Source organism: Paenibacillus ginsengarvi (genome assembly GCF_003626695.1).
GTDB classification, from domain to species: Bacteria; Bacillota; Bacilli; order Paenibacillales; family NBRC-103111; genus Paenibacillus_AB; species Paenibacillus_AB ginsengarvi.
The window spans coordinates 74,741-87,520 of sequence record NZ_RBAH01000008.1; the positions used below are offsets into that span (position 1 = coordinate 74,741).

Consider the following 12,780-nt stretch of genomic DNA (forward strand, 5'->3'; position numbering starts at 1 on the left):
ATACATAGGCCGAAGGAGGGGCACCCATGAAGGTGGACATAGCCGCTGCCATCGTGAACCGGGTACGGGAGAAGAAGCCGCTTGTATACAATATTACAAACGTAGTCGTCACCAATTTTACCGCCAACGGGCTGCTGGCTCTCGGCGCCTCGCCGGTGATGGCGTATGCGCGCGAGGAAGCGGCCGATATGGCGCGGATCGCGGGAGCGCTTGTGGCGAACATCGGCACGCTCGACGAATCGGTCATCGAAGCGATCCTGATCGCCGGGCGTTCCGCGAACGAGCATGGCGTGCCGGTTGTGCTCGATCCGGTCGGTGCCGGAGCGACACCGTACCGCACGGAGGCCGTTCAGCGCATATTGCGGGAGGTGCGAATTGCGGCGATCCGCGGCAATGCGGCCGAAATCGCGAACGTTATAGGCGAACGGGGCGATATCAAAGGCGTTGATGCCGGGGAATCAGCCGGTACCGACATGGCGGAGTTGGCCCGTAAGGCGGCAAGGCAGCTCGGAACGGTGGCGGTTGTAACCGGGGCTGACGATTACGCAAGCGACGGCGTGAGAACGTACCGCATCAGCAACGGAACGCCGATGCTTACCTTCGTTACCGGGACAGGATGTTTGCTGACGAGCATCCTCGGAGCTTTCCTATCCGTAGAGAACGATCCTGTGTCGGCAGCAGTGAGCGCTCTCGCTTTCTACGGCGTGGCGGCAGAGCTGGCTGTAGAAGACAGCGGGAACGATCGTCCGGGCTCGTTCCAGATCGCGCTGCTTAATCGGTTGCACACGACAGGCGCCGAAGAGCTTGGACAACGTGCAGTTATTCGGCAATTGGAATGAAAGCTTGATTCTGATGTTGCAAGAAAAGCCACCGCTAAACACGAATGCTCATCATCGAAAGGCTTCGATCAGAAGCTTTTCTTAACGGCATTAATGATTAATGACATAAATTGAATGATAGGCATAGTTTGCGGCGGCTTAGTTGGGCAAGAGGGATTTGACCGCTTGACGCAGAATGTTTTCTGTTAACGGAAACTGTTCAATTGAGAATACGGGAGGGACATCCAAATGCGGTATCGCCAATTAGGTACAAGCGGGCTGCAAGTATCGGTTCTCGGATTGGGAACCAATGCGTTCGGCGGGCGCGCCGACAAAGAAACGTCGATTCGCGTGCTCCATCATGCAGCGGCGAACGGCATCAACTTCATCGATACAGCGAACATTTATACGGGAACAAAGTCCGAGGAAATTATCGGCGAAGCATTCGAAGGGCGGCGTCACGAAGTCCTCCTTGCGACGAAGGCCGGCATGAAGCGCGGGCAAGGACCGAACGAAAGCGGCTCGTCGCGCTACCATCTCATTCGCGAGCTGGAAGGAAGCTTGCTCCGCTTGCGCACCGATTACGTCGATTTGTTCCAAATCCATGCCTTCGATCCGCACACGCCGCTGGAGGAAACGCTTCGCGCGCTTGACGATCTGGTTACAGCCGGCAAGGTGCGTTATATCGGGGCTTCCAACTATTCGGCGTGGCAGATGATGAAGGCGTTATCCATCAGCAAAATAAACGGTCTGAATGCGTACGTGACGGTGCAGCCCGGCTATTCGCTTGCCGATCGCGGCGTGGAGCGGGAGCTTGTCCCGTTTTGCAAAGATCAAGGAATCGGCATGATCCCTTATTTCCCGCTGGCGGGCGGCATTTTAACTGGCAAATATGCGGGCGGTTTGGTACCGAGCGGCTCGCAGCTGGATAAAAATCCGAACTTTGCCCAGCGCATGGATGACGCGCGGATGGAGCTTGGAGATAAGGTTGTGCAAATCGCCGCCGGACTGGGAACTACCGCTACGGCGCTGTCGCTGGCATGGCTCATGCACAATCCGGCCGTCTGCACAGTAATTGCCGGAGCGACCCGCGAGTCGCAAATCGACGACAATCTGAAGTCGGTCGAGCTTGCACTGTCTGCGGACGTTATGCAAGCGCTGGACGAAGCCAGCGAACCGTTTATATACGCAAGACCGTTCGGAAGCGGCGGACGCCGTTAATGGGCGATAACGTTTTACCGCATAAGAACAACAACGCGAGGCTGCCGGAAACGGCAGCTTTTTGCTTGCTCAGGATCGCTCGCGGTTGTATTGTGCGAATATCATATATTATATATAATATAACGTAGCGGAGACAAATCATTCATCCGTGATTGGAACTTGCGGAGGTGGGCGGGAATGAACAAAAGAGTAGCGGCCATTATTACGGAATATTGGGACATTAGTCATGCCGATGTTATTATTACGAAGATGCTGGACGGTTTCCGGCTGGACGGGAGAGAGTATCGTTCGACGATCGATATCGTAGCGATGTACGTGGATCAATTTCCGCCAAACGATATAAGCCGGGACATAGCAGCCAGGCACGGCATTCCGTTATACGGCTCGATCCGGGAGGCGCTGCTTGCCGGCGAAGCGGAATTTGAGCTGGACGGCGTGATCCTGATCGGCGAACACGGGGCATACCCCGATAACGAGCTTGGTCAGACGTTGTATCCGCGCCGCATTTTCTTCGAACAAGTCTTAAACGTCATGCTGGAATTTGATCGTATCGTGCCCGTGTATTCCGATAAAGGGTTTGCGGTCGTTTATGAGGACATTGTTTGGATGTACGAGCAGATCGTACGGCATCGCATTCCGTTCATGTCCAGCTCCGTCGTGCCTTACGCCCCGCAAAGGCCCGTCGAGGAGCCATTCCCGAACGGCGCACCGTTAGCCCGCATGTTCGGGTTCTGCTACGGACCCGTCGAGCGTTACGTCTATCATACGCTGGAGATGATGCAGTCTGTCGCGGAGAATCGGGCTCGAGGCGAATCCGGGATTCGTAAGGTGAAAGCTTACAAGGACGACGAAGCGATCGAACGGCTGCTGTCGGCGGACTGGCTGGAGCTGTACCGGACGCTTGGCGGGTTTATCAATCTTCGCGATCTGGCCGCGTTTCCGGCTGAAATCAAGGGTCCCGTGTTCGTAGAGCTGGATTATGCGGATGGCTTGAGGTCGGGCATTTTGCTCGCCAATCCGGAGATATCCACTTTTGTTTCCGCTTATCAGGCGGAGGCCGGAGAGCCGCCGGTATGCCGGGAATTTATGCTGCAGGGCGGAAAGCCGTACATCCATTTCGGCAGGCTTGTGCTCGAGATCGAGAAGTTTTTGCATACGGGCCGCCCACCGCATCCGGTGGAACGCTCCTTGTTGACAACGGGGGCCATCGATGCGTGTATGAGGTCGCTGCACAGCGGCGAGGCGATTGACACCCCGCATTTATTGGTTCGTTATTAAGCTGTGAAAGGCGGAGCTCCGTCAAGCGCTCGAGCAGGCATTGCACCAGCAGGGCCGCTAAAAGAAGTTCATGGTAGCCACACAAGAAAACGGGGCCGCAGAAGCGGTCCCGTTTTTCTCCGTGCTCGCTGGCGCCTTGATCAGGAAGCCAGCGTCTTGTTGCCCTTGCGGGAATTGCGGTTCCACGGCGTACCGAGGAACGGCAGCGCCCAACGATCCAGTCCGTACCAGCCAGCTACCTTCCAAGCCAGCACGATCCATGTCGCCAAAATGAACAGGAGCGGGTTGGTGCTAAGCGTTCCGGCAAACAAGAAGCTTGCGTTCATGAATGCTCCGAAAAATGCCGCGATTCCGGTCAACAAGCCGAGGATGAGACCGAGTCCGACAAGGAACTCGCCGAAGGCGACACAATACGAGAATACTTTCGCGTTCGGCAGCACCATGTTCTCAAGGAAGGTTGCGTACCAGCCCGTTACGTCTTTACCGTTCGCCGCTTTACCGAGTGCGCCTTTGATGAAGCCCGTTAGCCCGGCGCCCGCCTCGCTGCCGACCCATTTGCTATCCGTAATTTTGTGGAAGCCCGCATTGATCCACGCATAGCCCAGATACAGGCGAATCACCAACCAGATTAGTCCGGATCTCGTGTTGTTGAATAAAAAGTTGGACACCGGGTTGTCGGGAATTACGATATTTTTCCCTTTGATTTCATCTTGCATGGACACTTACATCAGCTCCCATTGTTAATATTATCCTACATCATAAGGGCACTATTGGAAAATGTAAAGTTAATAAATTTGAACTATTTCGTAAGTCCTAATATACCTGGAAGCGAGGAGTAAAGAATAGATTCCACTTAATTCTTCTGATGGGCAAAAGAGCAAATTACGCCCGCTCCGGCAAGTGCAAAGCTTTATATTGGCCGGGCGTCATGCCGTGGACGCGTTTGAAGGCGCGAATAAAGTAATTGGCTTCCATGCCCAGCGCGGACGCGATATCCTGGACGCTCATATCGAGCATGAGCAGCTGCAGCGATTTCTCGAAGCGTATCGTCTCCAAATATTGATGCATGGTGACACCGTACGCTTGCTTGAACAACCGGTTCAAATGCTGCACGGTATAGCCGAGACCGGCCGCGTACTCGGCCAGCAAAATCGGCTCGGCATAGTGCTCGCGAAGCAGCTTGGCCGCCGTTTTGACGGTGCTTGCGCTATTTTTGGCGACGGCGGACGATTCGAGCCGGCTGTCCGACTGCTTCAGCACCTCGAGCAGCAATTCGTACAGAAGCGCAGACATTTTCCAATCCTTGTCCGGAGAAGTTCCCCGCACCAGCTGAAACAACGATTCGAACAAACTCCAGATCGTATCCGTCGAGGCCAGCGGAATCGGTTCCATGATGGGAAGTCTCATCATCTCCAGCATATCGTCGATAGCGGGCCCGGTGATTGTCACGAAGCCGTGTTTCCATACGGTGTCGGGAAAAGGGAAGTAGGTATGGGGGACTCGCGCGGGCAAAAAGCAGGCCTCTTGGTCTGCGAGCGTCCAGGATTTCCCGTCGTGAAGCGTTTGGAACTGACCGCCGCCGGATTGATTGACAAATAAATGAAGAACCGGAAATCCATCGAGCCGGATTATTTTCTTCTGCTGAATGAGACCCATATTATACAGCCGCAGCGGCATGCTGCCCAGACTTGCGTCATGAACGATAAACTCGCGTTTTTGAAGCGCCATGTAGCGATCTTCCTCTCCAAATGTTCAATATATGCTATCGATCTTCAAAAAAGCAGATTGTTCCCCATTTCCGGGCGATGATAAGATAGGCGTGTACGGAACGACAGCGTTATAAACTGTTATGCGAGTGGGATCAGGGCAATCGTAGCGAATCTTGTTCCATTTGTCCAGTAGGAGTCTTGACGCAAGCGAAAATCGACCTATACGCGGCTTAAGGAGGAGACGGCTATTGAAGTATGCATTATGCGGAGGCGCTTACAAAGGTAAAAATGTAATCGAATTACTGGAAAAGGTGGCGGAGCACGGCTTTCACGGACTGGAATATTTGAACTGGAAATCGGTGCCGGATGTCGGCGAGCTACTCAAGGCTCAGGAACGCCTCGGCGTGGGCATCAGCGCCGTGTGCACGACGTTTTTCAATCTCGTTGACGGTTCGTTGCGGGAGCAGTATTTGGACGGCCTGAGGCAAACGCTCGATTTTTGCCGGATATCCGGTACCCGCAGCATCATAACGCAGACCGGTCCTGAAATGCCCGGCATCTCCCGCGAGAAGCATACGAGCGATATGGTGGAAACGCTGAAGCGCTGCGCTTCCCTGTGCGAAGAGGCAGGAGTCGTGCTCGAATTGGAGCCGCTGAACGGGCTTGTCAATCACCCCGGCCATTTCCTCCAATATTCGGGCGAATCGGCCGGGATCATCGACCGGGTCGACAGTCCGTTTATCAAGCTCGTATTCGACGTATATCATCAGCAGATCACCGAAGGCAACGTAATCCGCAACGCAGTGGCGTACATAGACCGCATCAATCACTTTCATATTGCCGACAATCCGGGGAGAAAGCAGCCGGGAACGGGCGAGCTGAATTATTTGAATATTTTGAAGGCGATCAAGGACACCGGTTATGACGGCTTTGTCGGTCTCGAATGCGGCTACACGATCGATACGGACGAAGCGCTTGACCAGTTCAAGCGGGACATTGTCCGCCAGGTGGAGCAGTAATTTAACGGATAAGGACAGGTGATTCGGATGACGATGAAGGTCGGCTTTATTGGAACGGGTGGCGTCGCCAGGGCGCATATTACGAATCTGGCGCAGATGGAAGGGGCTACGATCTCCGCATTTTGCGATCTGCAATTGGAGCGGGCCGAGACGGCTGCCAAGGAGTGGACGGATGCCAAAGCGTACTCGAACATCGCTGATATGCTGGACGACCGAAAGCTGGATGCGGCTTTCCTATGCCTGCCGCCTATGGCTCACGGCGAAGCGGAACGGGCGCTGATCGAGCGCGGCATCCCGTTTCTCGTGGAGAAGCCGCTAGGCGTCAACAACGAGCTGCCGCGGCAGCTGGCGGATCAGATTGCCGAGAAGGGGCTTATCACTTCGGTTGGATACCAGTGGCGCTATATTCAATCGCTGGACGAAGTGAAGGCGTTTCTCGCTTCCGGCTCTATCGGCATGGCGCTTGGTTACTGGCTGGGCGGGATGCCAAAGGTGCCTTGGTGGCGCGTTCAGCATTTATCCGGCGGACAGTTTGTTGAGCAAACGACCCACATTACGGATATGCTGCGTTACTTGTGCGGCGAAGTGGTCGAAGTGTATGCGGCATACGGGCACCGCATCCTGCATGAGCTTGAGGAAGGCGCAAACGTAGCCGACGTGGGTACGGTTACGATGAAGCTGGCTAACGGAGCCGTTGCTACGATATCGAACTCGTGTATGCTGCCTGCCGGACATAAGACGGGAATCAACGTCTACACCGAGCAAGGTGTGGCCGAGGTGCAGTCGAACGGCACGCGTATCGTCAGAACGAAAGAGGAGGCTTCCGCGCCGTTTTCGAATACGCCGAATCCGCGGGTATTCGAGGATCAGGCGTTTCTGGACGCGGTCCGTACGGGAGATCAGTCGCTCATCAAGTCGTCCTATGCGGATTCGCTGAAAACGCATGAAATCACGATTGCGGCCAATTTGTCCGCGGCGACGGGCAAGCCTGTCAAGCTTTCCTGAGGTACCGGGTAAGAGCACCCGCGCAGGGCCCATACGCATTTCCGAACCCGTGGCCCCCGCGGGTTTTTTCGCGTTTCCCTGACGTTTGCGGGAGCCGGCTTTATTCAAAATATTTTTGGAAAATAATCGGGAGCAATCTGATATAATAATCAATTAGGAATAAGGCCCTATACAATTTTGTCGAATCGGGATGGCATTTTGCCCTGCGACATAGTTCGAGACAACCGGGGCGAGAAGGGGAGCCTGCAATGATATCTATCCTGAAGAAGCATTTGGTTGTTCGTCTGCTCGTTGTCATTTCCGCCGTAATGATAGCGCTTGCTGCGGGCAATGTCGTAACGCAGTTCGTCGAAACCGAATCCGCTGTGGAACAGGCGGTCAGCAGCTATAATAAACGAATAGCCGAAAGTTATGCGGCGCAGCTCAAGGGCGAGCGGTATGCGGAGTTTATGAAGCAGCCGACGGAAGGCGATCTGTACTGGTCGCTTCGTGAAGAGCTCGACCGGTTTCGCGAGCAGATCGGGGCGTTGTATGTATACTTTGTCGTACTGGACGGCGATGTTCCGAAGCTGATGATCGACGGTCAGCCGCGGGATGCCAAGGACGCCTCGCCGATCGGCGAAGTAACCGATATGCCGCCGGAGGCGGTGAAAGCGATCCGGGCGGGACAGGCGGCCAGTACCCCGATTATAGTCAACCCGGAATACGGCACGTATTTGTCCGCCTACGCGCCGATGAAGCTGGAGAACGGCACATTGGTCGGAGCCGTTGGCATCGACACCGACGCCGCCGTGTTTCAGAAGATCAGCATGGGGATTATGAAGAGCAGCTTCCTTCTGTACGCGCTTATTCTGCTTGCCACGATTCTGGGCATCGTCATCGTCATCTGGTTTGTACGGCGGGCGCTGAGACCGCTTCCTGCATTGACCGCAGGGGCGGAGCTGATGGCGGAAGGCGACCTCTTTCAGGCGAACAAGCTGCTGCGCGCCACGACGGTACGCTCGGAGGACGAGATCGGCAGGGCGTACAAGTCGATGCTCACCATGTCCCGCCATCTGCATGAGCGGGTCCGGGGTCTGGTGCTTAATATGGAGGGAACGTCCGATCATCTGGTCGCTTCGTCCGAAACGTTCGCCGGACATGCCGATTCGATGCTCAATCTGAGCGAGACGATGAACGAGTCGGTACGGCAAATCGATCAGGGGGCGGAAGCCCAGAAAAAAAGCGCGGACGACAGCGCCGGGGCGATGGAGGAAATTACGCAAGGCATCGTACGAATCGCGGAATCCTCCTCCACCGTCTCGGATGCGGCCGTTCGCGCACTGGATATTGCCCGGGCCGGCGAGGATGCGATCGGCAGGACGAATGCGCAAATTCTGGATATTGCTGCGACGGCGGAGCAAACGCTGGACCATACGAAGCGGTTGCAGGCGTATACGAGTGAAATCGACGAAGTGCTCGGCGCTGTAAGGGAATTCGCGGAACAAACGAAGCTGCTCGCGCTTAACGCCTCGATCGAAGCTGCTCGGGCCGGCGAGCACGGTTTAGGGTTCACGGTCGTAGCGAACGAGGTGCGCAAGCTGGCCGAGGAATCTTCCTTGGCGGTGAAGCGGATCGCCGATCTGCTCGGCAATATCGTCAAAGCGTCGGGCGGCATCGGTGCGGAGATGGAAGGGGCCGCGCGCGATATCGCCGAGGGCGTCCGCCTCTCCGCCACGGCGGCGGAATCGCTGAAACATACGGTCGAGGCGTTCCGGCTAGTCAGCGAGCAGATTATCGACATATCGGCCACGACGGAGCAGCTTTCGGCCGGTTCCGAGGAAGTGGCTGCAACAGTAGGAAGCATCGCCGACATCGCCGGCCGCGTCTCCGAGCAGAGCCGCCAAATCCGCACGCTCAGCGCCCGTCAGCTTGATTTGATGAAGCAGGTGAGCGAAGCGTCGTCCGACATGAGCGAGCGGACACAGGAGATGCGGAGTGCCATCAAGCAAGTGAATGTGTAACGGTTTGGCAAAACGTAACAACATTCTCACAATTTTTTTTCAATTTGAGGTTTACCTGACAAAAGATATTTGATAATATATTCGCAACAATCCAAATGCGATGAAGAGACGAGTACATAAACGGATTTGTTTCCAGAGAGCTCCGGCCGGTGAAAAGGGGCAGCGAATCGTTTATCGAAAAAAGACTCCGAGCAGCATGCCGGAACCGTCCTGCGGGGGTGGCATGACAGGAGCTCCTGTTACAGAGCTAGAGTATAAGCACTGCAAGGCAGTGCCGTACTTGAAGAGGCTGATCTGGCGACATATCGGCGAATCTGGGGTGGTACCACGAGCGCGCAAATCTCGTCCCTAAGACTTTGTCTTGGGGGTGGGATTTTTTTAACGTTATAAAGCTTCGCAAAAGATTTGCTAAAACGATGTAACATTCAGTGGACCAAAACGATATGCTTGAGTAACAGACAAACAGGAAGGGAATGGATAAACATAATGAGTCAAAAATTGAAAGTCGGTATTGTCGGCGGGACGGGCATGGTTGGCCAGCGTTTCATTCAATTGCTGGACCAGCATCCGTGGTTTCAGGTAACGGCTATTGCGGCAAGCGCGGGCTCCGCGGGTAAAACGTACGAGGAATCGGTACAGGGCAGATGGAAGCTGGCGACTCCGATTCCGGACGATGTCAAATCGATTGTCGTACAGGACGCGTCCAAGGTGGAGCAGGTTGCGGCAAACGTTGATTTTATTTTTTGCGCGGTCGAAATGAATAAAACGGAAATCTTGGAGCTTGAGGAAGCATATGCCAAAACAGGCACGCCAGTCATCTCCAACAACTCGGCGCATCGCTGGACCCCCGACGTTCCGATGGTCATTCCGGAACTCAATCCGTCGCATTTGGAAGTAATCGCCGCCCAAAGAAAACGTTTAAACACATCGACCGGCTTCATCGCCGTAAAGCCCAACTGCTCGATTCAGAGCTATGTGCCGGCGCTGCACGTTTTGCTCGATCTGAAGCCGACTCAAGTGGTGGCCTCGACGTATCAGGCGATTTCCGGCGCAGGCAAAAACTTTACCGATTGGCCGGAAATGCTCGACAACGTCATCCCGTACATTGGCGGCGAAGAAGAAAAAAGCGAGCAGGAGCCGCTGCGCATCTGGGGCAGCGTCGCCGGCGGCGAAATTGTTAAGGCGAGCGCTCCGCTAATTACAACACAGTGCATTCGCGTTCCGGTAACGGACGGTCATTTGGCAACGGTGTTCGCTTCGTTTGAGAAAAAAATAACGAAGGAAGAAATTATCGCACGCTGGCAAAACTTCAAGGGACGCCCGCAGGAGCTCGGCTTGCCTAGCGCGCCCAAACAGTTCATCACGTACTTCGAGGAAGAGAACAGACCGCAGACGAAGCTCGACCGCGACATCGAGCGCGGAATGGGCGTCTCCGTAGGGCGCTTGCGCGAGGACACATTGTATGACTTCAAATTCGTAGGTTTGTCGCATAACACGCTGCGCGGAGCGGCAGGCGGAGCTGTTCTGATCGCCGAGCTGCTGAAAGCGGAAGGATATATTGTGGCCAAATAAACGAGACAAGATAATAAACGGCAAGCTTCTGACGCATTCGGAGGCTCTGCCGTTTTTTAGTTTGTGCGGCAAAGCGCAAAAAGACCAGTCCCGCAAACGATAACGGGCTGATCTTCTGGCCTTGTCCGGCGTGCCATTCATCCGGCTTGTATGTAGACTCAGACGACTTACGATTTATATACGACAAGAATCGTGCTTCTCTGATTGGCGGCACCCGAAGCGTTCGCTTTTATGATGGAACCGTAGCAAATATTGATAACTTGATCGTCCCGAAGAGTGGACAAAAACTCGTTCGCCTTTTTCTCGGCAAAGGATGTATCCGTATCGACGAACTCTTTTACTTGAATCATAATCCATCTTCACCTCCCGGCAAGGTCGCCTCATTGCTTTTGATCGCCTAAGGCCTTTCATTCCAACAGGCGAGTAACGCCTATTGTGTGTACACCATACCATTTATGGATTCGGGGTGTCAATGTCAGACCTGTGTAATGGATTTGTAAGAGGCTCTCACTACAATGGATACATACTTTGTGAAAAGAGGCGATCGTTTTGAAATCGATGTTGAACAAGCTCTGGATGCGGATAGGGCTTGGTGTCCTCGTCTTCGGGCTTATGCTCCAGCCTTACGCGATGACGAAACCGGCTGCGGCCGCTTCCGCGGTGTATTGGTCGACCCCCAAATCGGCTACGTATTCCCCTTTGTATGGCGGAGTTATGATGCGTAATAATGAGCTGTCGGCCGGGGGGATGAGCCTGGACACGCTTTCGATTACGACAAAGCAGGCGTCAGCCGATCTGATTATGAGCGAAACGACGATAGCGGCTCGCGATATCATCCGGGTGGACGAAACGCTCGAGGCCGTCACGGTCTCGCCGTCAGCCGGCTTTGGCAGCTGGAAGTGGCTGGAGGGGGATGCCGTTTATCTGATTACGCTTCATGACGGCACGTATGCGAAAATACGGATCGATCGGGTCGGGAGCTCGTCGATCAAATTTTCGTTTGTGACGGAAGCGCCGGCACCAAAAGCGGAAGCGCCAAGCAAAACTGCGGCGGAAAATAAAGCAACAGCTCCGGCGGCCAAGCCGGTTACGGAGAGTCCGGCCAAAGCGGCCGACAACAAACCAGCTGAAAACAAACCAGCCGAAAACAAAGCCGCAGACAGCAGTCAAGCCGGCGGTGATGAATCCCCGGCGCTCAAGTTTCTGACCGATCTGCTCACCGCTTCTCCTGATGCCAAGCCGATTAAAACGACCAAACCCAATATTCGTCTGCAATTGTATAGCAATATCATGTATGTAAACGATGTCCGTTTTACGCTGGAGAACAATCAAAGTCCTCGATTGGAGCAGGACACGACGATGGTGCCGCTGCGCGTCATCACGGAAGCGCTTGGCGCTAAAGTATACTGGGACGGTTCGGATCAGAAAATTACGATTGAGCTTGACGGCACGACGATTATTGTCAAAATAGATTCGAAATATGCTTCGATTAACGGAGTGGGCGCCTATATGGACGTGCCGCCGCAAAAATATGGGGACTTCTCGTTTGTTCCGGTAAGGTTCATCTCGGAAAACTTGAAACAAAAAGTGGACTTCGATCCGGCGACGTATACGGTTACGATAAATGGTTCTGAAACAACGGGAGTGGCGGTTTCGGGAGGCTCATCGGGGCAGCAAGCTGCGGGCGGTGCGGGAGGAGGACAACAGGCTTCGAATACCTCCGGCAGCGGAGCTTCGGAATCGTCTGCAAAAACGAAGACGGAAGCAGGCGATCCGACCGATTTTATCGGCGCTTACAACCTGTTCATTCCCGGCGGGTCGTATACATCGGACAATTATGCAACGGAAATTCGCACCGTCACCACATTTGCGGGATCGCCGGACGGAACGCTGGTCATCGGCAGCGACGGCACGTTCGCCTTTGATAAATCGACCTACAACTGGAATCCGCAAGCGAAAGAATACAACGCGGGAAACGGAACCTGGAGCCGATCGAACGATACCGAGTATCCGATCGTGTTAGTCGACAGGGCAGCGGGCAAAACGTACAAAGTCGGGAAATCGACCGCCAAGCTGGGCGGGGACATTCTCGTTTATGAAGAAGGAGTAACTTGGGAAGTCGGAACCCGCAAGTAATTAACAGGATTTATCCAGC

The 12,780-nt window shown here is 54.5% G+C and carries 11 protein-coding genes and 1 other annotated feature; of the genes, 8 read left to right on the top strand and 3 right to left on the bottom strand.

What is annotated here, in order from left to right; translation table 11 throughout:
- Positions 1–26: 26 nt before the first annotated feature.
- The 3 genes from thiM to D7M11_RS12980 all read left to right on the top strand — a co-directional run bounded on the left by thiM (position 27) and on the right by D7M11_RS12980 (position 3,317).
- The gene (gene thiM / locus D7M11_RS12970; RefSeq protein ID WP_120747653.1) at positions 27–839 is read left to right on the top strand and encodes a hydroxyethylthiazole kinase; all 813 of its coding nucleotides are present in this window, start codon (positions 27–29) and stop codon (positions 837–839) included.
- 228 nt (positions 840–1,067) lie between these two features.
- Positions 1,068–2,039, top strand: coding sequence for an aldo/keto reductase (locus D7M11_RS12975; RefSeq protein WP_120747654.1), 972 nt, complete (start codon positions 1,068–1,070; stop codon positions 2,037–2,039).
- Positions 2,040–2,216: 177 nt separating this feature from the next.
- Positions 2,217–3,317, top strand: a complete 1,101-nt coding sequence (locus D7M11_RS12980; protein ID WP_120747655.1) for a hypothetical protein — start codon at positions 2,217–2,219, stop codon at positions 3,315–3,317.
- Between the two features lie 140 nt (positions 3,318–3,457).
- Here D7M11_RS12980 and D7M11_RS12985 read toward each other — a convergent pair whose 3' ends face one another.
- Together D7M11_RS12985 and D7M11_RS12990 are read right to left on the bottom strand one after the other, a co-directional pair.
- Positions 3,458–4,033 (bottom strand): DoxX family membrane protein, encoded by a 576-nt coding sequence (locus D7M11_RS12985; RefSeq protein WP_120747807.1) that lies wholly within the window; start codon positions 4,031–4,033, stop codon positions 3,458–3,460.
- Between the two features lie 166 nt (positions 4,034–4,199).
- On the bottom strand, positions 4,200–5,045 hold the full coding sequence (locus D7M11_RS12990; RefSeq protein WP_120747656.1) for a helix-turn-helix domain-containing protein: 846 nt from the start codon (positions 5,043–5,045) through the stop codon (positions 4,200–4,202).
- 229 nt (positions 5,046–5,274) lie between these two features.
- Between D7M11_RS12990 and D7M11_RS12995 the strand changes: the two genes are divergently transcribed.
- The 4 genes from D7M11_RS12995 to asd all read left to right on the top strand — a co-directional run bounded on the left by D7M11_RS12995 (position 5,275) and on the right by asd (position 10,625).
- Positions 5,275–6,045, top strand: coding sequence for a TIM barrel protein (locus tag D7M11_RS12995; RefSeq protein WP_120747657.1), 771 nt, complete (start codon positions 5,275–5,277; stop codon positions 6,043–6,045).
- Positions 6,046–6,072: 27 nt separating this feature from the next.
- Positions 6,073–7,050, top strand: coding sequence for a Gfo/Idh/MocA family protein (locus D7M11_RS13000; protein WP_120747658.1), 978 nt, complete (start codon positions 6,073–6,075; stop codon positions 7,048–7,050).
- 248 nt (positions 7,051–7,298) lie between these two features.
- Entirely contained in the window at positions 7,299–9,053 is a 1,755-nt protein-coding gene (locus D7M11_RS13005; protein WP_120747659.1) for a methyl-accepting chemotaxis protein, read from the top strand.
- Positions 9,054–9,144: 91 nt separating this feature from the next.
- Positions 9,145–9,406, top strand: a binding site (T-box leader).
- Positions 9,407–9,539: 133 nt separating this feature from the next.
- The gene (gene asd / locus D7M11_RS13010) at positions 9,540–10,625 is read left to right on the top strand and encodes an aspartate-semialdehyde dehydrogenase (RefSeq protein WP_120747660.1); all 1,086 of its coding nucleotides are present in this window, start codon (positions 9,540–9,542) and stop codon (positions 10,623–10,625) included.
- A gap of 167 nt (positions 10,626–10,792) precedes the next feature.
- On the opposite strand, the gene D7M11_RS13015 is transcribed toward asd, so the two are convergent.
- Positions 10,793–10,975, bottom strand: coding sequence for a sporulation protein Cse60 (locus D7M11_RS13015; protein ID WP_120747661.1), 183 nt, complete (start codon positions 10,973–10,975; stop codon positions 10,793–10,795).
- 208 nt (positions 10,976–11,183) lie between these two features.
- On the opposite strand from D7M11_RS13015, the gene D7M11_RS13020 reads away from it, so the two are divergent.
- Positions 11,184–12,761, top strand: coding sequence for a copper amine oxidase N-terminal domain-containing protein (locus D7M11_RS13020; protein ID WP_240041102.1), 1,578 nt, complete (start codon positions 11,184–11,186; stop codon positions 12,759–12,761).
- Positions 12,762–12,780: the final 19 nt, after the last annotated feature.